The sequence below is a fragment of the Desulfovibrio piger genome, assembly GCF_012843875.1.
In the GTDB taxonomy this organism is placed as follows: Bacteria; Desulfobacterota; Desulfovibrionia; order Desulfovibrionales; family Desulfovibrionaceae; genus Desulfovibrio.
In genome coordinates this window covers 1-24,465 of record NZ_JABAFY010000029.1, presented here as the reverse complement: position 1 = coordinate 24,465, position 24,465 = coordinate 1, and the positions used below count along the sequence as shown (strand labels likewise).

The following is a 24,465-nucleotide window of genomic DNA, read 5'->3' as shown; positions in this document are numbered from 1 at the left end:
TCGCCTTATTACGGAGAACCGGCGGGATTCCCGCCGCCAAAGCGAGGACCGTATGCTCTATCGTGTGGAAACCGGGCTTCATGCCAACATTACCGATACCCAGGGCCGCAAGACGGCGCTGCATCTGCTCAAGGCGCTGCAGATCCCCGTTGCCGCCATCCGTCAGATCAAAGTCTACACCGTGGACGGTCTGGATGCCGCCCAGGTGAACCGTCTGGTGGACGAAGGCATCTGGCACGACCCCATCCTGCAGCAGGCCTCGCTGGAGCCGCTGCCCTTCGTGGAACCCGCCCCCCACTGGATCGTGGAAGTGGGCTACCGCCCCGGCGTCACCGACAACGAAGGCCGCACCGCCCGTGACACCGCCGCCATGGTGCTGGGCATCGCCCGTGACAGCCTGCGCGTCTACACCTCGGTGCAGTACCGCATCACCTGCACGCCCGACCGCATGCTCGGCCGTGAAGAGGTGGAGGCCCTGGCCCGCGACCTGCTCTGCAACACCCTGATCCAGCGCTTCCGCGTCAAGAGCGCCGAAGAATGGCAGGCCCAGCCCGGCTTCGAAGCCCAGGCCGCCAAGGTCACCGGCGAAGCCAACGACACCGTGGACGTGGTGCCCCTGTCCAGCATGGACGACGAGGCCCTGCAGAAAGCCAGCCGCGACAACACCTGGGCCCTGACCCTGCGCGAGCTGCACTGCATCCGCGACCAGTTCGCCACCCCTGACGAACAGGCCCGCCGCAAGGCCGCCGGTCTGCCCGCCGACCCCACCGACGTGGAAATGGAAGTGCTGGCCCAGACCTGGTCCGAACACTGCAAGCACAAGATCTTCGCCTCCCGCATCCATTACGAGAACAAGGAGACCGGCCAGCGCGAAGAGGTCAACAACCTGTACAAGACCTGCATCCGTGACGCCACGGCCGCCATCCGCAAGCGCCTGGGCGACGACGACTACTGCAAGTCCGTGTTCAAGGACAACGCCGGCGTCATCGCCTTCATCAACGGCTACGACGCCTGCATCAAGGTGGAGACCCACAACAGCCCCTCCGCCCTAGACCCCTACGGCGGCGCCCTCACCGGTATCGTGGGCGTCAACCGTGACCCCATGGGCACCGGCATGGGCGCGGAACTGGTCTGCAACACCGACGTGTTCTGCTTCGCCTCCCCCTTCTATGACAAGGAACTGCCCCCGCGCCTGCTGCATCCCCGCCGCGTGCTGGAAGGCGTGCGCGAAGGCGTGGAACACGGCGGCAACAAGTCCGGCATCCCCACCGTCAACGGCTCCCTGGTCTTCGATGAACGCTACCTGGGCAAGCCCCTGGTCTACTGCGGCACCGTGGGTGTGATCCCCACCGACGTCAACGGCCGCAAGGGCTGGGAAAAGAAGGCCGAAGTGGGCGACATCATCGTCATGACCGGCGGCCGCATCGGCAAGGACGGCATCCACGGCGCCACCTTCTCCTCCGAGGAACTGCACGAAGGTTCCCCGGCCACGGCCGTGCAGATCGGCGACCCCATCACCCAGCGCAAGATGTACGACTTCATCATGCGCGCCCGTGACCTGGGCCTGTACAACGCCATCACCGACAACGGCGCCGGCGGCCTTTCCTCCTCCGTGGGCGAAATGGCCGAAGACACCGGCGGCTGCGTGCTGGACATCGCCAAGGCCCCCCTCAAGTACGACGGCCTGCGCCCCTGGGAGATCCTGCTCTCCGAGGCCCAGGAACGCATGACCCTGGCCGTGCCGCCCGCCAAGCTGGACGAGTTCATGGAACTGGCCGCCCGCATGGACGTGGAAGCCACCGCCCTGGGCCACTACACCGACAGCGGCTTCTTCGACGTGCGCTACAACGACCGTCCCGTGGCCTCCCTGCCCATGGAATTCATGCATGACGGCGTGCCCCAGCTGGAACTGGAAGCCGTGTGGGAAGCCCCCAAGGTGGAAGACATCCGCGTGGACATGCCCGACAGCGAACAGGGCGCCTTCCTGCGCCGCATGCTGAACCGCCTGAACATCTGCTCCAAGGAATACATCATCCGCCAGTACGACCACGAAGTGCGCGGCGGCAGCGCCATCAAGCCCCTGTGCGGCGTCAAGAACGATGGTCCTTCCGACGCCGGCGTCATCCGTCCGCTGCTGGAATCCGATGCCGGTCTGGTCATCTCCCACGGTATCTGCCCCAAGTTCAGCGACTACGACACCTACTGGATGATGGCCAACGCCATGGACGAAGCCATCCGTAACGCCGTGGCCGTGGGCGGCAACCCCGATGCCCTGGCCGGTGTGGACAACTTCTGCTGGTGCGACCCCGTCCAGAGCGAGAAGACCCCCGACGGCCGCTACAAGCTGGCCCAGCTGGTGCGCGCCTGCAAGGCCCTGCAGCAGTTCTCCCTGGCTTTCGGCGTGCCCTGCATCTCCGGCAAGGACTCCATGAAGAACGACTACACCGGCGGCGGCGAAAAGATCTCCATCCCGCCCACGGTGCTGTTCTCGGTGATGGGCGTCATCAACAACGTCATCGCCACCCAGACCTCGGACTTCAAGGCCGCCGGTCACCACATCTACATGCTGGGCGGTACCTGGCGTGAAATGGCCGGCAGCGAAGCCTGCTCCGAACTGGGCCTCACCGGCGGCCGCGTACCCAATGTGGACGCCTCCACCGCCATGCCGCGCTACCGCGCCGTGCACGGCCTCATGGGCCAGCGCGCCTTGTCCGCCTGCCATGACTGCTCCGACGGCGGTCTGGCCGTGGCCCTGGCCGAAATGTGCATCGGCGGCCGCCTGGGCGCCAACATCGATCTGGACGCCGTGCCCGCCATGGAAGACATGACCCTGACCGAACTGCTGTACAGCGAATCGGCCAGCCGCCTCATCGTCAGCGTGCGCCCCGACCTGGCCATGATCCTCGACATGCTGGGCAGCTGGCAGATCTGCCGCCGCATCGGTACCGTCACCGACGACAACACCCTGACCATGACCCGTGGCGGCGTCACCGTCCTGCAGGAAAGCGTGGACGACCTGACCACCGCCTTCAAGCGTACCCTGGACTGGTAAGTCCCGGCCCTGCCGCGAACATCAGGGGCGCCCCGCAAGGGGCGCCCTTTTTTGTTGCCCGCACCGCTGCTGCGGTCCTGTCGGCGACCCGTCGGCAACCAGCCTTCCACGGCAGTTTCCCTGACGCCGCTCTGTGGTGGTCATGATATCGAAGGCCCCGAAAAGCCCCTCCCGAAGGCCGGATCCGCTCCGGCCCGGACAGTCCTTCTGTCCTCTCCTCCCACCTCTCGCATGCGTGTTCCTAAAAGCGGAATATGCAATTCAGGCCCCCCTGACAGCCCGTGCAGGGGCCTCTTGCCCCCTTTCACAATATACAGAAGAATTGCAGAAACTTTTAACTTTATATCAACTTTATATCTGCAAAAACTAACTTTATATATCAAAAAATAACAGTCGATATAAAGTTACATGCTAACTGCATATCAACTGTTAATTACTCATCTTGGACAGGAAATTTTCCAGACTTTCTCTTGCAAAATTTACCTGGTTTGACACAGAGCTTTTTTTCAGGCATCATGCCTCAATCTTTTTGTTTGGCGTTTCAGGCAAGCCCCGTTGTGCAGCCTTGACGGGGTGGGTCGTCCGACGACCTGCGCCGCGTGGGCAACCACGCCGCGTACCTGCTTCAACCAAGGAGTTTCTATGACCTCACATTCTTCCATGGGGATGCTGGCGCTGCTGCTGACCTGTCTGCTGCTGGCCTCCCCCATGTCCGCCGCCTATGCCGGCGATGCAAAGACTGCTTCCTCCAGCCGTGATGTCTGGCTCAAACGTGCCCAGAGCAACGCCGATGCCTTCATGACCGGCATGGCCTCCTGGTACGGGGCCGACTTCCACAACAAGAAGACCGCCAGCGGTGAAGGCTATGACATGTACACCTTCACGGCTGCCCACCGCACCCTGCCCATCGGCACCGTGGTGCGCGTCACCGACAAGAGCAACGGCAAGAGCGTCATGGTCTGCGTGACCGACCGCGGCCCCTATGTGCGTGGCCGCATCATCGACCTTTCCTATGCTGCCGCCCAGCAGATCAACATGAACGACCGCGGCGTGGGCAAGGTCGATCTGGAAGTGGTCAGCGACCCCAGCGGCACCCCCCTGCAGAACGGACAGGCCTATTTCGTGCGTTACAAGGATGACCAGGTGGGCCCCTTCTTCGCCTTTGCCGACGCGGCCGCCATGCATGAAGCGCTGCGCCAGGGCCACCCCGAGGCCGAGGTCGTGCTGGACGATGCCGGCAACTAGCGCTCTGCCGCTCCCTTTTTTCCGGGCGCCCCGAGCGCCCTTTTTTTTGGCCTTCGATCAGCCCCAACCCCTTGTATTCCCGTTTTCTTTGGGGCAATGTCGGAAATCGTGAGTCATTTGGAAAACCGCAAATCCCTCGTCATGGAGAGCTGTCATGGGTTTTGTGCTTGCCCTTATTTCCTCCGCCGCTTTCGGTCTCATCCCGCTGTTCAGTCTGCCCCTGCTGCATAGCGGCCTGTCCGCGGACTGTGTCCTTTTTTACCGCTTCCTCTTCGCCTCCATAAGCCTGGGCCTCATCCTCGTCCTGCGCCAGGAACGTCTTGCCGCGCCCGCGCGCGACCTCGGCCTGCTAGCCCTGTTCAGCGTGCTCTACGCCCTGGCCGCCCTGCTCATGATCTGGGGCCTGCTCTACCTGTCGGGCGGCGTCACGGCCACCCTGCAATTCCTGTATCCGCTGATGGTCATGCTCATCATGACCATCTTCTTCCATGAAAAATTTTCCATCATCACGGCCAGTTCCGTGCTGCTGGCCATCCTTGGCGTGGCCCTGCTGGGCAGCGGCGGCGGTGATGACGGCGGCAGCCTTGACCCGCTGGGCGTGGGCCTGCTGCTGGCGTCGGCCCTGTGCAACGCTCTCTACATCTCGGGCCTGCATGTGGCCCGCATCCACAGCATCTCGGGCCTGAGCATCACCTTCTGGGTGCTGTTCTTCGGTACCGGCGTGTCCCTTATCAATGCCCTGATCTCCGGGACCTTCGAGATCATCGGTACCTGGGAACAGCTGGCCCTGAGCCTGCTGCTGGCCATCATCACCGCGGTCATCTCCAACCTGACCCTGATCCTGGCCATCCAGCACATCGGTTCCACCCTGGCCTCCATCCTGGGCGTGGGCGAACCGCTCACCGCCGTCACCGTGGGCATCCTCGTCTTCGACGAGCCCGCCACCTTCGCCGTCTTCAGCGGCGTGGCCGTCATCTGCGCCGCCGTGGTCTTGGTCATGACCGGGCCGCAGATCCAGGCCTGGCTGCAGAAAAGAAAGCATGGGGAGTAGATACGAGGGGGAGAAGGCCATCTCTTTGGACACCTCTCCCCCTCAAACTCCCCTTCTCCCTGCCCAAACGTTTTTTTCAGGGTCAGTGGCGATCCTCATGGCACGCAAGCCCGTCTCCTGCCGACCGTCTCTGACGGCTCTTCCCGTCGGCCTGCACACCCCGATCTTTCCCCGCAATCCCCATCCCGGGGCATGGCGTGCCGTATGCGCCTGGCTCACGGACGCACGACGCCTACGGCTGCCCCTGGGCCCCTTCTCGTGCCGCTTCCCTTCCTGCCCTGGCCGAGATCTGTTTCCTGCCATCGTCCCTCTCCCGTCCCCCTCCCTTCCCGCCATCGGCTACTGTCGTGACCAGAGGCCTGGCCTTCCCTTTTGAGGACCGCCGCAGCAACGCCTTTCCCCTTCCTCCAAAAACAAAAAGCGGAGCCGCCCCGCAGGGCAGCTCCGCTCCATTCCGGAAAAACAGAACCAGAGACTACAGGCGTTCGGCCACCAGACGGCCCATCTCGGCGCAGCCCACCAGGGTGCAGCCGTCTTCCATGATGTCGCCGGTACGGAAACCGTCACGCAGGGTCTGGCGCACGGCATTCTCCACGGCGTCGGCTTCTTCGGACAGGCCGAAGGCCAGACGCAGCATCATGCCGGCGGACAGGATGGTGGCCAGAGGATTGGCCTTGTCCTGACCGGCGATGTCGGGCGCGGAACCGTGGATGGGCTCGAACAGGGCCGGAGCCTGGGCGCCCATGGAGGCGGAAGGCAGCATGCCCAGCGAACCGGTGATGACGGAGGCCTCGTCGGAGAGGATGTCACCGAAGATGTTGCCGGTGAGGATGACGTCGAACTGCGAAGGATCGCGCACCAGCTGCATGGCGGCGTTGTCCACGTACATGTGGCTCAGTTCCACGTCGGGGTAGTCGGCGTGCACTTCCTGCACCACGGCCTTCCAGAGGCGGGAGGTCTCCAGCACGTTGCTCTTTTCCACGGAGCAGACCTTCTTGCGACGCTGGCGGGCGGTCTCGAAGGCCACCTTGGCGATGCGGCGGATCTCGTTCTCGTCGTAGATCATGGTGTTGTAGCCCACGCGCAGGCCGTTACGTTCTTCGATGGCGCGGGGCTCGCCGAAGTAGATGTCACCGGTCAGCTCGCGCACCACGATGAGGTCCAGACCGCGGGCCGCGATGTCGGAACGCAGCAGGCAGGCGCCGGCCAGTTCGGGCAGCAGCAGGGCGGGACGCAGGTTGGCGAACAGGCCCAGGGCCTTGCGGATGCCCAGCAGGCCCTTTTCAGGACGGCGGGCAGGCTCGATATTGTCCCACTTGGGGCCGCCCACGGCGCCCAGATACACGGCGTCGGCCTTCTGGCAGGCTTCCACCGTGGCGGCGGGCAGGGGCTCGCCGGTGGCGTCGATGGCCGCGCCGCCGATGAGGGCGGGCACGAAGTCGAATTCATGGCCGAACTTTTTGGCCACAGCTTCCAGGACGGCCACGCCCTGGGCCACGATCTCGGGACCGATGCCGTCACCCGGCAACAGACAAATGGTCTTTTTCATCTTGATATCCTCATGCAGCGCCGCAGCACTGCGCTTGTGTGCAAAAATTGTCCTTGCTCACCAGAAAGCCGCGAAGGGCACGCCTTCCGCAGCCTCCGCTCTTGCCCTGCCTCCACGGCACGCTCTCCCCAAACCACCGGGGGACGGATATTCAGGGCACGATCACCGTCCTGCCCTGCCCCGTTATCGACCGGAACAAAAGTTTTCGGGAGGAGAGGGGGAGTTTGAGGGGGAGAGGGGCCCCTTTTGGAAAAGGGGCCCCTCTCCCCCTCAGCCAGCAGCTGTCCGCCTAGCCCTTGGCGGCCAGACGTTCCTTCACATAGTTGACCAGGCCGCCCTTGGCCAGGATGGCGGCCATGGAGGCCGGCAGGGGCGGGCACTGGATCTCGGCGCCGTTGGTCAGGTCGCGGATGACACCGGTGGCGGCATCCACTTCCAGCTCGTCGCCGTCATTGATCTTGTCCACGTCGTCGCCCACTTCCATGAGCAGCAGGCCCATGTTGAAGGCGTTGCGGTAGAAGATGCGGGCAAAGCTGTGGCCGATGACCACGGGCATGCCCGCGCCCAGGATGGCGATGGGGGCGTGCTCGCGGGAGGAGCCGCAGCCGAAGTTGCGGCCGGCCACCATGATGTCGCCGGGCTTCACGCGCTTGACCCAGTCAGGTTCCAGACCGGCCATGCAGTTGGCGCCCAGTTCCTTGGCGTCAGAGGTCACCAGGAAGCGGGCCGGGATGATGGCGTCGGTATCGATATGTTCGCCCACCTTGTGGGCCGTACCTTTGTAATTCATGACGTGATCCTTTCTGAAAAAACGGCTTAGAGCTGGTCAGGGCCGGCGATGCAGCCCGCCACGGCACTGGCGGCCGCCACCACGGGGCTGGACAGGTAGACTTCGGAATCCAGGCTGCCCATACGGCCGCGGAAGTTGCGGTTGGTGGTGGCCACGGCGCGTTCGCCGTCGCCCAGGATGCCCATGTGGCCGCCCAGGCAGGGACCGCAGGTGCAGGGGCCCACGATGCAGCCGGCATCCATGAAGACTTCCATCAGGCCTTCCTTGAGGCACTGCTTCCACACGGCGGGGGTGGAGGGCAGGATGATGCAGCGCACGCCCTTGGCCACCTTGCGGCCGCGCAGAATCTCGGCGGCATCGCGCATGTCGCTGATGCGGCCGTTGGTGCAGGAGCCCACCACCACCTGCTGCACGGACAGGTCCTTGAGCTCGGAAACGTTCTTCACGTTGGAGGGCAGGTGCGGACAGGCCACCACGGGTTCCTGGCCGGTCACGTCGATGTCCACCACGCGCTCGTACACGGCGCCTTCGTCAGCGGCCAGACTCATGGTCACGCCGGGACGGCCGTGCTCGGCGCAGTACTGGCGGGTGAGCTCGTCCACGGCGAACAGGCCCACCTTGCCGCCGGCTTCGATGGCCATGTTGGCCATGGTCAGACGGCCTTCCACAGGCAGGGCATCGATGACGGAACCACCGAATTCCAGGGCCTTGTACAGGGCACCGTCCACGCCGATGGTCTTGATGAGCAGCAGCATCAGGTCCTTGCCGCGCAGCCACTTGGGCATCTGGCCGTTGATGTTCACGCGGATGGTCGGGGGCACCTTGATCCAGGTCTCGCCAAGGGCCATGCCGGCGGCGATGTCGGTGGAGCCCATGCCCGTGGCGAAGGCGCCGATGCCGCCGTAGGTGCAGGTGTGGCTGTCCGCGCCGATGACCACGTCACCGGGGCCCACCAGGCCGCGTTCGGGCAGCAGGGTGTGTTCCACGCCGCAGTCGCCGCCTTCGTAGTAGTGGGTGATGCCCTGCTCCTGGGCGAACTGGCGGCTGATCATCACCTGGTTGGCCGAGGCGATGTCCTTCTGGGGCGTGAAGTGGTCCATGACCAGGGCGATCTTGTCCTTGTCGAACACGCGGCTGGCGCCCATGCCCTTGAAGGATTTGATGGCCAAGGGGCCGGTGATGTCATTGGCCAGCACCAGGGACAGGCGGCACTGGACGATCTGTCCGTCGCGCTCGATGACGTCGTCGGTGTGGGCTTGCAGGATCTTTTGCGCAAGCGTCTGAGGCATGATGGTTCTCCTTGGTACGGAATGCGATTGCGGGGGGAAGGAACCCCCTTTGACTAGCGCCCCAAGGGGGTTCCTTCCCCCCGGGCCCCCCATCCTCCCCCAAATGCGCTTTATTCAGGAGGATGACAGACGGGGCGATGCGCCAGCTTTTCCCTGCTGAAGGTCTCCCGGCACCACCCCGGAAAGATCCGGGAGGTGGGCAGAGCTCCCACAGGGGCGGTCATAAAATATGCAGGGCTCTCCTGCTGGCTGCCTTTTCCTCTCCCCGGCGGGTCATTCCCGGACAGGGACACAGGGCGTACCCACGGGGCCTTGTGGCCCAAGAGCCACCTAGCCCCAACTAAAGCGCGCTGGGGAGAGGGAGGGAAGTTTGAGGGGAGGGGGCACCCCTCTCGCGCTAGGCGAGGGGTGCCCCCTCCCCTCAGGAACACTCGCTAGCTGTGCTGGCAGTGCAGACGCTCGCCTTCCTTTTCCTTCTTGGCCAGATGGTTGAGGGCGTTCACATAGGCACGCGCCGTGGCCACCAGGATGTCGGGATGGGCGCCGCGGCCCACAGCCGAGAACTCGCCTTCGCGCAGGCGCACGGTCACTTCGCCCAGGGCGTCGGTGCCGCCGGTGACGGCGTTGACCGCATACTGCTCAAGCTGAGGTTCACGGCCCAGCATGTCGTTGATGACATTGAAGATGGCGTCCACGGGGCCCACGCCGAAACCGGCGCCGCTCTTTTCCATGCCGTCCACGTCCATGAGCACGGCCGCCGTGGGCGGCACGCCGCCGGCGTCGGAGCTCTGCACGCTCACATGGCGCAGGCGGTACAGGTCGGGCATGCGGTAGACTTCTTCCTGCACCAGGGCCATGAGGTCATCGTCGTGCAGGGTCTTCTTGCGGTCGGCCAGAGCCTTGACGGCCTCGAAGACGATCTGCAGCTGGTCGTCATCCAGGCTGTAGCCCAGGCTCTCGAACTTGTTGCGCACGGCATTGCGGCCGGAATGCTTGCCGATGACGAGGTTGCTCTCGTTGCGGCCCACGGACTGCGGGGTCATGATCTCGTAGGTCTCGCGGTTCTTGAGCATGCCGTCCTGATGGATGCCGGACTCATGGGCAAAGGCGTTGGCGCCCACGATGGCCTTGTTGTTGGGGATGGGCTGACCGATGGTCATGGAGAGCAGGCGGCAGGAAGGATAGAGCTGCTCGGTGACGATGCCGTGCTCCAGACCGTAGTAGTCCTTGCGCACGCGCAGGGCCATGGCCAGCTCTTCGAGGGCGGCGTTGCCCGCGCGCTCGCCGATGCCGCTGATGGTCACCTCGGCCTGACGGGCACCCACGCTGAGGGCGGCCAGGGTGTTGGCCACGGCCAGGCCCAGGTCGTTGTGGCAGTGCACGCTGAAGATGGCCTTGTCGCTGTTGGGCGTGTTCTCGATGACGTAGCGGATGAGGTCGGCGAATTCCTGCGGCTGGGCATAGCCCACGGTGTCGGGCAGGTTGATGGTGGTGGCGCCGGCCTTGATGGCGGTCTCCACCACGCGGCAGAGGAAGTCACGTTCGGAACGGGAGGCGTCCTCGGCGGAGAACTCCACGTTGTCGGTGTACCCGGCGCAGCGGCGCACCCCGGCTTCGATCATCTGCAGCACCACTTCGGGGTCCTTGCGCAGCTTGTACTTCATGTGCAGGGGCGAAGTGGAAAGGAAGGTATGGATGCGGGGATTCTTGGCGTCCTTCACGGCCTCCCAGCAGCGGTCGATGTCGCTGTCCATGCAGCGGCACAGACCGGCCACCTGGATGGATTTCGCCTGCCGGGCGATACGCTGCACGGACTCGAAATCCCCCTGGCTGGAGGCGGGGAAACCGGCTTCCATAATGTCCACGCCCAGCACTTCGAGCTGGTGGGCAATACGGAGCTTTTCCTGAAGGTTCATGGTCGCGCCCGGCGACTGTTCGCCGTCACGCAGGGTGGTGTCGAAAAAGAACACGCGGTTGGACATGGATCTGACTCCTCTGATCGGACACCCGCGAAGGGTGCTTGTTTGTTATGCTACTGCATAACGGCCGCCCTGCCGGCGGCGATCAGAAGGTTCTCGATCCGCCCCCGCGGGGCGACAAACCGTTACGCAGCTTTCTCCTCGTCCTGCAGATTCAGGGCGCGTAGTAGCTGACGGTTACGACGGGGCAGAATGACAAAAGAGTAGTAGAGGCCGCCACAGATGTAGACGGCGCAGAGCAGGAAGCCGAACAGGCGCGGCTGGGCGTAGACCAGGCCAAAGATGACCATGACGGCCAGCAGATAGCGCACCGGATGGGCACGCAGGAAATCATACTCCTTGAAGGAGAAGTAGCGCACGCGGCTCACCATGAGCACGCCCAGGCCCAGCGCGATGACGATGCTGACATAGGGCAGGGCGGGCAGGAAGAACTCCGGCAGGATACCGGCGAAATACAGGAACGCCACCACCGTACAGCCCGCGGCGGGGATGGGCAGGCCGATGAAGAAGCGCTTGCCGGTCACGGCCGTGCTGATGTTGAAGCGGGCCAGACGCAGGGCACCGCAGGCGGCAAAGAGGAAGGCCACCACCACGCCGAAGCGGCCCAGGCTCTCCAACTGCCACTGCCAGAGCAGGAAGGCCGGAGCAAGACCGAAGGCGATGAGGTCGGCCAGGGAGTCATACTGGACACCGAATTCGCTGGCCGTATGGGTCAGGCGAGCCACCTTGCCGTCCATGCCGTCCAGCAGAGCGGACAGCACGATGGCCAGACCCGCTTCTTCAAAACGGGACTGCACAGCCCAGACCATGGACAAAAAGCCCATGAACATGCTCAACGACGTGATGAGGTTGGGCAGGAGGTAGATGCTCTTGTGTACGGGCAGTTTTTTTTCTTGCGGCTGAGTGTCCACAACCATGCTCCACTTGACTCGAAATCAGTTTCTGGTGGCAAGCGTGCTCTGGCCTGCAAAGACCTGCTCGCCGATGTTCACAGAGGGAACATAGCCTTCGGGCAGGTAAAGGTCAACACGCGAACCGAAGCGGATCATGCCGTAGCGCTGGCCGCGCTCCAGGGCATCGCCTTCGGACACGCGGCAGACGATGCGGCGGGCGATGAGCCCGGCGATCTGCACCATGGTCCAGGCGGCGCCGTCTTCGCCGCGCAGCAGGTAGCCGCAGCGTTCGTTGTCGGTGGCGGCCTTGTCGTAGGCGGCGTTGACGAACTTGCCCGGCCAGTAGCGGATCTGCTCCACCACGCCGGTCACGGGCGAGCGGTTCACATGCACGCTGAACACGTTCATGAAGATGCTGATGCAGGTGCGTTCGTCACCGGTCAGGGGATCGGGCTTGCGCTCGATGCGGATGACGCGGCCATCGGCAGGGCTGACGGCCAGGCCGGGCGCGGTGGGCACCACACGTTCGGGGTCACGGAAAAAGTGGAAGGCGAACCAGCACAGGGCCAGAGCCAGGACAGCGGGGACCGGCCAGCCGAGGCAGGCAAAAACAAGGGCCGTCAGGGCCGTGATGCCGATGGTGGGCCAGCCTTCGGGGGTGATGCCGCAAGAAGCAGGGCGCATGCATTATCTCCTGATGGGATGGAAAACTGAGCTATAGCCTGTCGCCCGCCGCAAGGCAAGCGGACTTTTTCACGAGCTCTCCGGCAAGGTGGACCCTGTTGCGGCCCTGTTCCTTGGCGCTGTACAGGGCGCTGTCGGCGGTCTCCAGGAGCCGGGGCAGGGTCTCGGGCGTCAGCACCTCGACGGCGGCCACGCCCAGACTGATGGTCACATGCCCGGCGGGACTGCCGGGATGAGGGATGCCCAGCTGCTCCACGGTCTGGCGCAGGCGCTCGGCCACATGCAGGGCATGCTCCGGCGACACCTCGTCCAGGACCACGGCGAACTCCTCCCCGCCGTAGCGGAAGATCTCGCGGTCGCCGCCGCGCAGGCCGTCGCGCATGGCCTGGGCCACCCGGTGCAGGCAGGCGTCTCCTTCCTGATGTCCCAGCGTATCGTTGTAGATCTTGAACAGGTCCACATCCAGCATGATGAGGCTGGCCGCCTGCCGCAGCTCCGCCAGATCCGCCAGCCGCATGTCCAGGGCGCGCCGGTTGGGGATGCCCGTCAGGCTGTCCATGAGGCTCATGCGGGAGTAGGCGTCCTTCTCCTCTTCCAGACGGCAGCTGCGTTCCTTGAGGGAGCCCAGGTAGCCGCTGATGTCGGGCACGATGTCCACGACCTCCTGCAATTCGGTGATGCGGACAGCGGGGATGGGCTCCGGCTGCATGCCGTCACGCAGGCGGGAGAGGTTCCCGGCGATGCGCACCAGCGGCCGCAGCAGGTCGCGCCGCAGCAGCAGGAGCAGGACAAGCAAAAAGGCCAGCAGCCCCAGCGTGAAGAGGAAGATGCTCCAGACGATGTAGTCCGTGGCTTCGGAAAGGGACTCCGCCTCTTCCAGGGATTGCTGCAATTCGCGCGAGGAGACCTCATTGACTAGACGCAGCAGCTCGTCTTCCAAAGACTGCCAGAGGGCGCGGGCCTGGGCGTCGATAGCGAGTTTTTCCCGCCAGGTCTCGCCCAGAGCGCGCTTGTGCTTCCCGAACTGGTCGCAGATGTCCCGGAACTCTTCCGATCCTGCGCACATCTGCTCTACCGGAGCCAGCAGGCGCTGCATCTTTTCAAAAGCCATCCGGCCATGACGCACGCCGTCCCGGCCGGTATGGGAAAAGATCACCTCCCCGGCCATCTTGCGCCCCGTGGCCTGTTCCAGACTGTTGAGGGCGAGCATCATCTCCATCTCGTGGCGATGGAGCCGGGAAAGGCCCTTGTCCGCCTCCATGCAGATCATATAGAGCTGCCGGATGCGCGGCCCCAGCGCCAGGACTTCAGTAGCCACGGGCGAGGGATCATGGGCCATGCCGGCCAGCAGGGCCTGGGCATGCAGACGGGCCCGCCGCCGTTCCAGAGGGGCCTCGGCCAGATAGATGATGACCAGCTGCTTGAGCAGCATGTTCAGGTTGGTCCGGGTGCGCTGGGCTTCCAGGATCCCGGGCAGATGGACGTCCTGCAAGGTCTTCACAGTGGTGCGGAAGCCGGCAAGATAGGGCCAGAGCACAGCCACCGTCAGCAGGAGCATCAGGCACCAGGGCAGCACCAGCAGAATCAGGTAGCGGCGGGCCGGCAAAGGTTTGTTGCGGATAAAGCCGATCATGGCAAAACTTTGGAAAACTCCCCTCCGGGAAAGATATCATGGAGATCCGGCAGCGTACCGCCGCCCGGTGTCAGTAGATGATATACTGGAAATAACTGCGGCTGCGGTTGTGGAACTCCCCGCTGTAAAGCAGGGCCTTCAGCGCCCTGTTCACGGCATCCAGCAGTTCGGGGCGCCCGGCCCTGACCGCCACGCAGCTCCCCGTGGCTCTGGTTTCGGCATCGAAAGGGACATCCAGGCGGTCGAATTCCAGCCCTTCGTCCGTCAGCAAAAAGGCATAACCGGCCAGATCATTGATGAACAGCACATCGATGCTGCCCTGCCGCAGGCGCCTGATGAGCTCCTGCACACTGCCGGTGACGATGTCGGCCTCCGGCCAGAAGCCCCGGGCCCGCTGCACCAGCACGGAGCCCTGATAGACACCGATGCGGGCCCCCGCCTCTTCCGGCCCGCGCCCGCCGGGACGCCCGATGCACATGGCCCGGGAGTGGTAGTACGGGGTACTGTAGAGCAGCCCTTCCTGCTTCGGCTCCAGGCGCTGGGCGAAGATCAGGTCAAAACTGCCGTTCCTGAGGCCCTGCACCAGGTCCGCCTGCGTGGTGAACGTCCAGACGCAGGTGCGCCCCAGACGTCGGCACAGGGAATCCGCCAGCTCGTATTCGAATCCCCGCCGCTGCCCGTCCTCGTCGGTATACGACAGCGGCGGATACTCATCGCTGAGACCGACGCGCAGGGCACTGCCTGACGCAGCGGCAGACGTGGCGGCAAGGCACAGGCATAAACACAGGGCAGAGATAAGAAATTGTTGCATACGCAATTACCAATAATAATTTTTTGCACTCTACACTATTTTACGGTAAAAGCCAGCCCCCTGTGCGGTTGCCAGCCACGCCGCCAGTCCGTATAGTCGGGCCGAGGTGGAATATGAGACATTCGCCCCTTTTCCTGTTGGTCATCTGCGTCCTGGCGGTCCTGCTGGCCGCCTGCGGCCCCAAGGATATCGGCACCGGGACCTCGGAGCCCGACACCGTGCCGGCCGGCGTCAGCGGTGCAGACAGCATGCGCCAGCCCATGACCGGCAACAACAGCACCCAGACCATGCTGTATTATTTCAACCGGCCGGACGTCATGCAGTCCATGCAGCGCAGCCAGTTCAACATGTATATGCGCCACATGGGCCGGGATATCTCGCCCGAAGATCCCGCCTACCGGGCCGTCCCCCGGCAGCGCAGCCCCTTCCGTCAGTAGAGGAACATCATGGATCCTGTCACCCATGCCGCCAGCGGCGCCCTTGCCATGCTGGCCATGCCGCAGCGCCCCGCCACCCGCTGGGCCCTGCCCCTGGCAGCCTTCGCGGCTGCCTCGCCCGATCTGGACATCCTGGCCGCCAGCGGCCCCCTGCAGACCCTGCTGCTGCACCGCGGCATCACCCACGCCCTGGCAGCGGCACCGCTCATGGGCCTGCTGCTGGCCATCCTGGCCCGGCCCCTCTGGCGCTACGATACCCGCAACGCCTGGTCGTTCGGCGGGGTCTGGGCCTTCATGATGCTCATGGTCCTGCTGCATATCTGGCTCGATGCCCTGACCACCTACGGCACGCTGGTCTGGCTGCCCTTCTCCGGGGAGCGCCTGCGCCTCAATGCCGTCTATATCATCGACCTGCTCATGACCCTGCCCCTGCTCTGGGGCATCTGGCACGGCCTGCGGCAGGAGAAGAAGCGTGCCCAGGCCCAGGGGGCCATCCCCTTCCCCTTCCAGGATACGGCCGGGCTCACCGTCTCGGACGGCAAGCCCGGCGTCCGGCTGGCCCTGTTCTGGAGCATCCTCCTCTACCCGGCCCTGGCCCTGGGGTGCCAGATCTGGCACACGCAGCAGATGCAGGCCTCCTTGGCCGCCCAGGGACGTGACATCCGCCAGATGGTAGTGCTGCCCGATGCCTTCGCCCCCCTGTTCTGGCGGGCGCTCTATCTGGAAAAGCTGCCCGCCCGCCCCGCTGACGCCCCGGCCTGGCAGACGCAGCTCGATCCCCTGCTGCCCCCGGCGGACAGGCAGGAAGAGCTGGTGGTCCGCATCCGGGGGCTGGATGCCCTGGGCCGTCCCCATGGTCAGGAAGAGACCCGCGTGGCCGCGCCCTCCGGCCTGATGACCGCCCTGGCCCGTCAGTCCGTGGCCTGCCGGACTTTCGACCAGTTCCTGCTGCTGCCCGTCATCACGCCGCTGCCCGAAGACCAGCGCACCACGGACATGCCCGGCGCCAGCCAGTGGCTGCTGCATGACGAGCGTTTCGGCTCGCAGCTGGAACTGGTGCAGAAGATCATGGCCATGCGCCCCAATGCCGGCATCCCCTTCCAGCTCATGGTGCAGATGGAGCCCGGCAACATGGGCCCGCGCCTGTTGCAGGAACGCCTCTATTTCTCCGACAGCCGCCGCGATTCCGGCTGGCAGGCCCCCCGCCGTCCGTCCCAGCCCGCCTTCCTGCCCTGGCTGGCCGGATTGCGTTAGGAGGGCGGATACGCCCTTATGACAAAGGAGCCTGCGGCCCCGGGGCCTGTTCCCATCGCGCTGCGACGAACGGGCACGGCCCTGCGGGGGCCATCCCGGCAGCTCCGTCCTTGCTTTGCACAATGTTTCAATCCACAGTCGCCCCGTCCGCCGACTGACTCCGCAGCCGACGGATAGGGGTCGTGCGGATTGCCCCTCCCTGAAGGGAGGGGTTACGAAAAAGGATTTTATCGGCTCCGCCGTCTTGTCAACCACTCTTTTCCCCCTGAAGGGGGAGGTTTCAAACCACAAAGGAATTTTTGATGAACAAAAATGCGCCTCTTCCTTTTGGGATGAGGCGCGTTCCTTTTTTGTCCTGCAACGATTCGGATACGGGATAGCAGCGCCATCGGACGGCCCGGCATACGAAAAAAGCCGAGGCAAGGCTGCTGCCTGCCACCGGCCGTCATCCCTGACCGGCACAAAAACTGCCCGGCCCCAGAAACAGGAAAAGGCTGGTATTTCTACCAGCCTTGCTTTCCATTGGTGCCGAAGGGGAGAGTCGAACTCCCACTCCGTTGCCAGAACTAGACCCTGAACCTAGCGTGTCTACCAATTCCACCACTTCGGCGCGAAAATCTGTCTACAGGATTCGCCCCCCGCTGGCAAGCTTTTTTTTCGATTTTTCCCATTTTTTTATTTTAACAAACAAAATCGGGATGATAAACTGCAGCACTCACAGGTTTTCAAGAACTGTTACCCCTCCTGCAGGCAGAGGAAACGCAAAACTCGCCGCCCTGCGGACAGCGGACGAGATGGCTGCCGTCCGCGGAACAGCCCCGCAAGCAGGCACAGGGGGCGTCCGGCCATGTACCATGACGGGATCTGCGCCATCCGGCTGGTGCCGCCTTTTCGGGAGATACGCTGGAAGCGCGGGATGAAGGCGGACAAGAACGGATGGCACCTGCCCTCCCCTTGCGCAGGCAGCCGATTTTTCGCAGACTGGCGGCCCGGCCAAGGCCGGAAAAACGCAAGGAACCCACATGCGCAGCACTGCCCCCCAGCCTTCCCGGCCCACGTTTTATCCTGTCCCTGCCCTCCGGCACGGGGAAAACGGCATCTCTTTCCGCCCCCAGCCCCGGAAGCAGCCGCTGTCCGGCTGTAGCCCTTCCCGCGCCGCTGCTGCGCTGGCGACGCTCTCCCTTATCTCGCCGGCAGCGGCCACGGGGACATCAGGAGCATGGCGATGAGCGCACTGGCCGCCTTCCTTCTCCTGCCCGCCGCCCTGCTGCTGGACCGACTGCTGGGGGAACCCCCGGCCCGTGTCCATCCCGTCTGCGGCATGGGGGCCCTGGCCGCCATCATGGAACGAGTCTTCCGCCGCGGTCCCAACGGGCCACGCATGACACTGGCCGGTCTGGCGGCCTGTCTGGCCGTGGTCCTGCCGGTGGGCCTGCTGGCGGCACTGCCTGTCCGGCTTGCCGGAGAGATGCTCGGCGGCGCGACCGCCTGGATCGTCTGTGTGGTCGTGGTCTCCCTCTGTCTGGCGCCCCGCTGCCTGGACGAACACGCCCGCCGTGTGGCCCTGCCGCTGGAACAGGGCGATCTGGAGGCGGCCCGCCGGGCCGTGTCCATGCTGGTGGGACGCGACCCGCAACAGCTGGATGCCCACGGCGTGGCCCGGGCCTGTGTGGAGAGCGTGGGCGAGAACCTGACCGACGGCATCCTTTCCACTCTGTTCTGGGCGGCGGCGGGCCTGCTGCTGGCCGGACTGCCCGGGGCCGCTGCCCTGGCCGCCTGCCACCGTGCCGCCAACGTGCTGGATGCCATGTGGGGCAAGCTCAACGAGACCTATCGCTGTTTCGGCACAGCCTCCGCCCGCCTGGACGACGTGCTCAACTGGTGCCCGGCGCGGCTGGCCCTGCCCTGCATCGTGCTGGCCGCGGCCCTGCTGCCCGGACTCGATGCCCGTGCCTGCCGCCGGGTGGGCTGGCGCGACCGCCATGCCCACGAGAGTCCCAATTCCGCCTGGAGCGAAGCCGCCTTTGCCGGGGCCCTGGGCCTGCGGCTTGGCGGCCCGGCCTGGTACGGCCCCCTGTACCGCGATCATCCCTGGCTGGGCGACGGCACCCCGCTGGCCACGGCCCGGCATATCCGGCAGGCCGTGCGCCTTATGTGGGGCTCCCTGCTGGTCTTCGCGACGCTGGCTTCCCTGCTGCCGGCGGCAGTGGCCTGCATCTGAGGACGACGACTTTTTTCCTTCAACCTCCAGCAAGGCGATACCGCATGTCCATCATCACCTCATTCCGCGCCGGTCTGGCCTTTTTTACCCGCATCCCCGTGGGCTCCGCCCCTCTGCCCCCCACGCTCTCCGGTGTGGTGGCCTGGCTGCCCGCCGTGGGCCTGCTGGTGGGCGCTCTGGCCGCTCTGGCCCTGCTGCTGGCTGCCCGGCTGGGCCTGCCCGCCGCGCTCTGCGGCATCGGGGCCGCCCTTGTCTGGACCGTCATCACCGGCGGGCTGCATCTGGACGGGGTCGCCGACTGCGGCGACGGCCTGCTGGTGGAGACCTCGCCCGAACGCCGTCTGACCATCATGAAGGATTCCCGCCTGGGCAGCTTCGGCGCCCTGGCCCTGTTCTTCGTCCTTTCCACCAAGGTCGCGGCGCTGGCGGCACTGGCCGGGACGGCGCCCCTGCATGCGCTGGGGGCCTGCTGCCTGGCCGGTCTGCTGGGCCGCTGCCAGGTCTTCGTGGGCATGCGTCTGCCCTCGGCCCGGCCCGGCGGTCTGGGCTCCATGATGCACGACGGCATGAAGCCCCGCTACGCCTATACGGCCCTCGGGCTCTGCCTTGCGGCCTGTCTCGTGATGGGACGGCATGGCCTCTACGGCCTGCTGGCGGCCGGACTGGTGGCCTTCCGGCTGTTGTCCGCGGCCCGCAAGCGCATCGGCGGCGTCACGGGGGACGTCTTCGGAGCTCTTATCGAGACCACGGAATGCGCCGTGCTGGCGGTCTGCTGCCTGCCGTAAGGACATGACGACCGCCCCCTGAAGGAGGAAGCCCTATGGAAGATATTGACCTGACCCTGTTCCTGGGCGGGACCCGCAGCGGCAAGAGCGCGCTGGCCGAGGCCCTGGTCACGGCAAAGGCCCGGGGGCCTGTCTGGTATCTGGCCACGGCCCGGCCCCTGGGAGACGACCCTGCCATGGTCGAACGCATCCGGCGCCACCGCAGCCGCCGCCCCGCCCACTGGCACACGCTGGAATGCCCCCGGCATCCGGGCCGGGAGCTGGCGCCCCTGCTGGCCGCACAGGCCGCGGATGCCCCCGTGCCCACCATCTTGCTGGACTGCGTGACCCTCTGGATGAGCAACATCCTGTTCGCGCTGGACGATCCGCAGGATGCGGCGGCCTTCGAGACCAGCCTCACGGAAGAAGTGGACGAATTGCTGCACACCATGCGGGCCTTCCCCTGCCGCTGGGTGCTGGTCTCCGGCGAGACCGGCCTCGGCGGCATACGGGCGGAACGTCTGGCCCGTGTTTTCGATGATGGCCTGGGTCTGGCCAACCAGATGCTTGCCGCACAGGCACGGGAGGCTTTCCTTGTGGTGGCCGGACGCTGCCTGCGGCTGGAAAAGCTGGAATTTTGAGCCCCGCCCTTCCGGGAGCCTGCAGCCGTCGTGCACAGTGCCGCTCCCGCTCCGTACGCCAAAACAGAAGACGCGCCCTTCCCTCCACGGGAAGGGCGCGTCTTTTTGTTTCCATGCTGCCGGCAACAGGCAAGCACGCCGTCTTCTGTTTCCAAGGAACACAGGGGGCATAAAAAAAGCCGGGGCAAGGCTGCTGCCTGCCACCGGCTGTCATCCCTGACCGGCAAAAAACTGCCCGGCCCCAGAAACAGGAAAAGGCTGGTATTTCTACCAGCCTTACTTTCCATTGGTGCCGAAGGGGAGAGTCGAACTCCCACTCCGTTGCCAGAACTAGACCCTGAACCTAGCGTGTCTACCAATTCCACCACTTCGGCGCGGAAATGTATGTAGCGGATTTACCCCTGCCTGGCAAGTATTTTTTGCAAAAAAATTTCCGGCCCGCCATTTTCCGCTCCCGGCCTGCCCGGCAGGCCCCGGCCGCCTTGCCTTGCGCCTGTCCATGCGCTACACAGCAAGGCACACTCTTAATGCAAGGATACGCCTCATGCAGGACAATTTTTCCCATCTGGACAAGGACGGCAACATCACCATGGTGGACGTGGGCGCCAAGCCCGACACCCAGCGTGTGGCCATTGCCGAAGCCATCGTGGAGCTTTCGCCCAATACCCTGAAACTGCTCAAGGAATGCGCCCTGCCCAAGGGCGACGTGCTGACCTGCGCCAAGGTGGGCGGCATCATGGCCGCCAAGCGCACCTCGGAACTGATCCCGCTCTGCCATCCCCTGAACCTGAACCTCGTGGACGTGCGCTTTGAGGTGCGCGACACCCCGCCCAGCGTGCGCATCGAGGCCGAGACCCGCACCACCGGCCCCACGGGCGTGGAGATGGAAGCCATCATCGCCGCCCAGACCGCCGCTGCCGTCATCTATGACATGTGCAAGGCCGTGCAGCGCGATATCGTCATCAGCCGCGTCCGTCTGCTGTTCAAGGACGGCGGCCGCAGCGGCGCCTTCCACGCCAAGCCCCTGGACTAAGACGGATGCAGTTCCCTGCCATCGATCCCGTGGCCTTCAGCATCGGCTCCCTGCAGCTGCGCTGGTACGGCCTCATGTATTTGCTGGCCTTTTTCGTGGGCTGGGGCCTGGCCCGCTGGCGGGCCTCCCGTCCCGGTTCCGGCTGGAAGACCGTGGATGTGGACGACCTGCTGACCTTCGTCATGCTGGGCGTCATCCTGGGCGCGCGCCTGGGCTATGTGCTCTTCTACGATCTGCCCGCCTACATCGACGACCCCGGCGAGATCCTGCGCATCTGGAACGGCGGCATGTCCTTCCACGGCGGCCTGCTGGGCGTGCTCTGCGCCTTCTGGTATTTCGCGCGCACCCGCAAGAAGTCCTTCCTCGAGGTCTCGGACTTCATCGCGCCGCTGGTGCCGCAGGGCCTGTTCTGGGGCCGCATGGGCAACTTCATCAACGGCGAGCTCTGGGGCAAGGTCAGCGACGTGCCCTGGGCCATGGTCTTCCCCACCGGCGGGCCCTGGCCGCGCCACCCCTCGCAGCTCTATGAAGGCCTGCTGGAAGGGCTGGTGCTGTTCGTGGTACTCTGGATCTTCTCCGCCCGGCCGCGCAAGGCGGGCGCCGTCTCCGGTCTTTTCGCCCTGCTCTACGCCGTGTTCCGCTTTGGCGTGGAATTCGTGCGCGTGCCCGATGCCCAGCTGGGCTACCTGGCTTTCGGCTGGCTGACCATGGGCCAGCTGCTCTGCCTGCCGCTCATGGCCGCGGGCCTGTGGCTGCTGTGCCGCACGCCGCGGGAACGGGCCGCCGTGGAGCCCGCGACGGCTCCCCGCAAGGGCAAGAGCGCACGAAAGCGTTGACAGACCTTGTCTCTTCTGTGTAGATATTCGCCGCTTATCTGAATTTTTCTGGAGGAAATATGGCTAAAGAAGGTTCCATTGAAGTTGACGGCGTGGTGCAGGAAGCCCTGCCCAATGCCATGTTCCGTGTGGAGCTGGAAAACGGCCACGAAGTGCTGGCGCACATTTCCGGCAAGATGCGCAAGTTCTACATCCGCATCCTGCCCGGCGACCGCGTGAAGGTGGAGCTCTCTCCCTACGATCTGACCCGCGGCCGCATCACCTACCGCATGAAGTAGCCCGCACCCGCCCCGCCTTTTCAGCGCACCCCTGACTGTACTGACAGAGGTGCGCTTTTGTTGCGTCCTGTGGATGGCGGAGAAGTATCACCGTCCCTCCCGCAGCCGCACAGCCTCGCCCAGGCAAACATGGGAGCTCAGGAGAGATCTTCTTCTCCTTTCCCTGCAACAGATACGAAAAAAGGACGCCGCAGCGTCCTTTTTTTATTTCCTCCAAGAGTACAGCCTCCCCCTATCCGGCCTGAGACGGGCCTGCCTTTTTCCTCTCACCCTCCCGCATCAAACGCGCGGAGTGACAAGAAGGCGCAAAGGGAAGGGGCTTTTTTCGCGCTGCCCGGCCGCTGAAAGCAGTTCCTCCGAACCGATACCCGTCGCGCCGAAGACAGCCGCGGGCATCGGCGGCAGCGTGCGAGGATGTTCTCTCCCCTCTTGCTAGACCCAGCCCAGGGCCCGCAGCACCAGCATGCAGCACATGGCCATAAGACCGGCCAGGATATCGTCCAGCATGATGCCCCAGCCTGCGGGCAGCCAGTTTTCCGAGGCGTGCACGGGCCAGGGCTTCCAGATGTCGAACAGGCGGAACAGGGCAAAGGCCCAGACCAGACCGGGCCACGACCACTGGCCCGCGCCCAGGGGCAGCAGGGCGATCCAGACGCCCACGAGCTCGTCTATGACCACTTCCCCGGGGTCGGTGCGCCCCAGCAGGATCTCGGCCCGGGTGGCGGCCAGACCGCCGGTCACGACGATCACGGCCAGAAAAAGCAGACGGCCCCAGAGCGGCAGGGGCAGAAAAAGCAACGGCGCCAGCAGGGCGGCCAGAGCCGAACCGGCCGTGCCCGGAGCCTTGGGCGAAAGCCCGGCGATGCCCAGACGGCAATAGGCCAGGATGCAGGTATTCCAGAATGACATATCGTTCCTCCACGGCTCCGCGATACAGGGGACACAGGGGCACAAAGGCATCCATCCTCAAAGCCGTCCACGGCACGGCGAATGCCTCACAGATGCCGACGTCCACGGCCACGCCCCCGAACACGGGCGGCCACGGCCATGGACGATAGCGGACTGAGCCCAAACGAACTCCCGAGCGGATGCCTTGCCTCGGCACCGGCACGGCGGTCTGTCGCGAACGGGATACCGCGCGGGCGACGCGCCCCAAAGCATCCTTGCGCGGCTGTTCCTTCACAGCTGCCTGACAGTCCGTGACGGCCCCGGCACGTGTCCCGATGAGCTTTCCCTGCCTTCCGCCCCGACAGGAGCGGGCGTGCGGCACGACCCGGACAAAGCACTGTCGTACGAAAACGTGCCCCCCTGCCGGGCCTCCCCTGTGACGGCGGAGCCTCGGGCAGTGTAGCGGCTCGGCCCCCGTCTGGCAACGCCCGCCCCTTGACGCCGCGGGAGCTGCCAGCTACAAAGGAGCCCACGCCCGGATGGTGGAATTGGTAGACACAAGGGACTTAAAATCCCTCGGCCACCGGCTGTGCCGGTTCAAGCCCGGCTCCGGGTACCAGAAAATATCAAGCGGTTACAGAGATAACTCTGTAACCGCTTTCTTTGTTTCGTATTTTTTACAACTGCTTTACAACAACAGCGCCCTGGATTTTTCCCCGCGCCCCTTCAGCCTCCACCTTTTCAAGCACTCAAAAATTTCCGACGCGCGTTTCAAACATCGAATTTCAGCACGCTACGAGGTCGCTGACCGACTTGCGCTCCTTTGAAGAAAGGCTTATATGTGAACATAAAAATCATTGTTTGCATGAGGTTACAATTACAGTAAAAACAAAGTCCCAGCTAATTGCCGGGACTTTTTTAATGATAGACCTTACAATGGCACTTTTTGCCAGATTCCACGCCAATGGAAGAAGCTGGAAAAATATAACATCATTGTTTAGTTAGAGAATGTCCGGCATACACCTTGCCATACCAGTTTTCTCCAAAGGATACAGGCTATGAGGATGTCCGGCATGTTTTTTGATTTTAAAAGGTGTGGTAATCTCGTCCCATGAAACAAACAGATTTTCGTGATGT

At 64.4% G+C, this 24,465-nt stretch carries 20 protein-coding genes and 3 tRNA genes; 12 read left to right on the top strand and 11 right to left on the bottom strand.

Annotated features, from left to right (window positions below):
• Positions 1 to 52: 52 nt before the first annotated feature.
• The 3 genes from HF854_RS08300 to HF854_RS08290 all read left to right on the top strand — a co-directional run bounded on the left by HF854_RS08300 (position 53) and on the right by HF854_RS08290 (position 5,348).
• Positions 53 to 3,052 carry a phosphoribosylformylglycinamidine synthase subunit PurS gene (locus HF854_RS08300; protein ID WP_168935866.1) on the top strand — a complete coding sequence of 1,000 codons (3,000 nt, stop codon included), beginning with the start codon at positions 53 to 55 and terminating at the stop codon, positions 3,050 to 3,052.
• Between the two features lie 642 nt (positions 3,053 to 3,694).
• Positions 3,695 to 4,297 carry a septal ring lytic transglycosylase RlpA family protein gene (locus HF854_RS08295; RefSeq protein WP_168935865.1) on the top strand — a complete coding sequence of 201 codons (603 nt, stop codon included), beginning with the start codon at positions 3,695 to 3,697 and terminating at the stop codon, positions 4,295 to 4,297.
• A 154-nt stretch (positions 4,298 to 4,451) separates the two neighbouring features.
• A complete protein-coding gene (locus HF854_RS08290) occupies positions 4,452 to 5,348 on the top strand; it encodes a DMT family transporter (RefSeq protein WP_168935864.1) in 897 nt (298 codons plus the stop codon).
• A gap of 475 nt (positions 5,349 to 5,823) precedes the next feature.
• Here HF854_RS08290 and leuB read toward each other — a convergent pair whose 3' ends face one another.
• The 8 genes from leuB to HF854_RS08250 form a co-directional block, all read right to left on the bottom strand.
• Positions 5,824 to 6,897 carry a 3-isopropylmalate dehydrogenase gene (leuB, locus tag HF854_RS08285; RefSeq protein ID WP_006008921.1) on the bottom strand — a complete coding sequence of 358 codons (1,074 nt, stop codon included), beginning with the start codon at positions 6,895 to 6,897 and terminating at the stop codon, positions 5,824 to 5,826.
• 289 nt (positions 6,898 to 7,186) lie between these two features.
• Entirely contained in the window at positions 7,187 to 7,687 is a 501-nt protein-coding gene (locus HF854_RS08280; RefSeq protein ID WP_006008919.1) for a 3-isopropylmalate dehydratase small subunit, read from the bottom strand.
• Positions 7,688 to 7,713: 26 nt separating this feature from the next.
• Positions 7,714 to 8,976, bottom strand: coding sequence for a 3-isopropylmalate dehydratase large subunit (locus HF854_RS08275; RefSeq protein WP_168935863.1), 1,263 nt, complete (start codon positions 8,974 to 8,976; stop codon positions 7,714 to 7,716).
• Positions 8,977 to 9,410: 434 nt separating this feature from the next.
• On the bottom strand, positions 9,411 to 10,958 hold the full coding sequence (locus HF854_RS08270) for a 2-isopropylmalate synthase (protein ID WP_006008917.1): 1,548 nt from the start codon (positions 10,956 to 10,958) through the stop codon (positions 9,411 to 9,413).
• A gap of 122 nt (positions 10,959 to 11,080) precedes the next feature.
• Positions 11,081 to 11,872, bottom strand: a complete 792-nt coding sequence (gene pssA / locus HF854_RS08265) for a CDP-diacylglycerol--serine O-phosphatidyltransferase (RefSeq protein ID WP_168935862.1) — start codon at positions 11,870 to 11,872, stop codon at positions 11,081 to 11,083.
• A gap of 18 nt (positions 11,873 to 11,890) precedes the next feature.
• Complete coding sequence (locus HF854_RS08260) at positions 11,891 to 12,532, bottom strand: phosphatidylserine decarboxylase family protein (protein ID WP_168935861.1); 642 nt, start codon at positions 12,530 to 12,532, stop codon at positions 11,891 to 11,893.
• Between the two features lie 31 nt (positions 12,533 to 12,563).
• Positions 12,564 to 14,165, bottom strand: a complete 1,602-nt coding sequence (locus HF854_RS08255) for a diguanylate cyclase (protein WP_168935860.1) — start codon at positions 14,163 to 14,165, stop codon at positions 12,564 to 12,566.
• 70 nt (positions 14,166 to 14,235) lie between these two features.
• A complete protein-coding gene (locus tag HF854_RS08250) occupies positions 14,236 to 14,976 on the bottom strand; it encodes a substrate-binding periplasmic protein (protein ID WP_168935859.1) in 741 nt (246 codons plus the stop codon).
• 113 nt (positions 14,977 to 15,089) lie between these two features.
• Here HF854_RS08250 and HF854_RS08245 point away from each other — a divergent pair, with 113 nt between their 5' ends.
• The gene (locus HF854_RS08245; protein ID WP_168935858.1) at positions 15,090 to 15,413 is read left to right on the top strand and encodes a chemotaxis protein; all 324 of its coding nucleotides are present in this window, start codon (positions 15,090 to 15,092) and stop codon (positions 15,411 to 15,413) included.
• 9 nt (positions 15,414 to 15,422) lie between these two features.
• Positions 15,423 to 16,667 (top strand): metal-dependent hydrolase, encoded by a 1,245-nt coding sequence (locus HF854_RS08240; protein ID WP_168935857.1) that lies wholly within the window; start codon positions 15,423 to 15,425, stop codon positions 16,665 to 16,667.
• Between the two features lie 523 nt (positions 16,668 to 17,190).
• Here the strand turns inward: HF854_RS08240 and HF854_RS08235 are convergent.
• Positions 17,191 to 17,277 (bottom strand) — tRNA-Leu (locus HF854_RS08235).
• A gap of 615 nt (positions 17,278 to 17,892) precedes the next feature.
• On the opposite strand from HF854_RS08235, the gene cbiB reads away from it, so the two are divergent.
• Genes cbiB through HF854_RS08220 form a run of 3 tightly spaced genes read left to right on the top strand, consistent with a single transcriptional unit; the run spans position 17,893 to position 20,293 of the window.
• Positions 17,893 to 18,888: an adenosylcobinamide-phosphate synthase CbiB gene (cbiB, locus tag HF854_RS08230; RefSeq protein WP_168935856.1), complete on the top strand. Its 996-nt coding sequence runs from the start codon at positions 17,893 to 17,895 to the stop codon at positions 18,886 to 18,888.
• A gap of 44 nt (positions 18,889 to 18,932) precedes the next feature.
• A complete protein-coding gene (cobS, locus tag HF854_RS08225; protein WP_168935855.1) occupies positions 18,933 to 19,673 on the top strand; it encodes an adenosylcobinamide-GDP ribazoletransferase in 741 nt (246 codons plus the stop codon).
• Between the two features lie 35 nt (positions 19,674 to 19,708).
• Positions 19,709 to 20,293: a bifunctional adenosylcobinamide kinase/adenosylcobinamide-phosphate guanylyltransferase gene (locus HF854_RS08220; protein ID WP_168935854.1), complete on the top strand. Its 585-nt coding sequence runs from the start codon at positions 19,709 to 19,711 to the stop codon at positions 20,291 to 20,293.
• Between the two features lie 287 nt (positions 20,294 to 20,580).
• On the opposite strand, the gene HF854_RS08215 is transcribed toward HF854_RS08220, so the two are convergent.
• Positions 20,581 to 20,667 (bottom strand) — tRNA-Leu (locus HF854_RS08215).
• A 170-nt stretch (positions 20,668 to 20,837) separates the two neighbouring features.
• Between HF854_RS08215 and moaC the strand changes: the two genes are divergently transcribed.
• From moaC to infA, 3 genes are read left to right on the top strand one after another with little or no spacing between them, the layout of a single operon-like run.
• Positions 20,838 to 21,326: a cyclic pyranopterin monophosphate synthase MoaC gene (gene moaC / locus HF854_RS08210; protein ID WP_168935853.1), complete on the top strand. Its 489-nt coding sequence runs from the start codon at positions 20,838 to 20,840 to the stop codon at positions 21,324 to 21,326.
• Positions 21,327 to 21,331: 5 nt separating this feature from the next.
• On the top strand, positions 21,332 to 22,162 hold the full coding sequence (lgt, locus tag HF854_RS08205) for a prolipoprotein diacylglyceryl transferase (protein ID WP_168935852.1): 831 nt from the start codon (positions 21,332 to 21,334) through the stop codon (positions 22,160 to 22,162).
• A gap of 59 nt (positions 22,163 to 22,221) precedes the next feature.
• Positions 22,222 to 22,440: a translation initiation factor IF-1 gene (infA, locus tag HF854_RS08200; RefSeq protein WP_006008898.1), complete on the top strand. Its 219-nt coding sequence runs from the start codon at positions 22,222 to 22,224 to the stop codon at positions 22,438 to 22,440.
• 432 nt (positions 22,441 to 22,872) lie between these two features.
• On the opposite strand, the gene HF854_RS08195 is transcribed toward infA, so the two are convergent.
• Positions 22,873 to 23,349, bottom strand: coding sequence for a phosphatidylglycerophosphatase A family protein (locus HF854_RS08195; protein WP_168935851.1), 477 nt, complete (start codon positions 23,347 to 23,349; stop codon positions 22,873 to 22,875).
• A 512-nt stretch (positions 23,350 to 23,861) separates the two neighbouring features.
• Here HF854_RS08195 and HF854_RS08190 point away from each other — a divergent pair.
• Positions 23,862 to 23,947 (top strand) — tRNA-Leu (locus tag HF854_RS08190).
• Positions 23,948 to 24,465 lie beyond the last annotated feature (518 nt).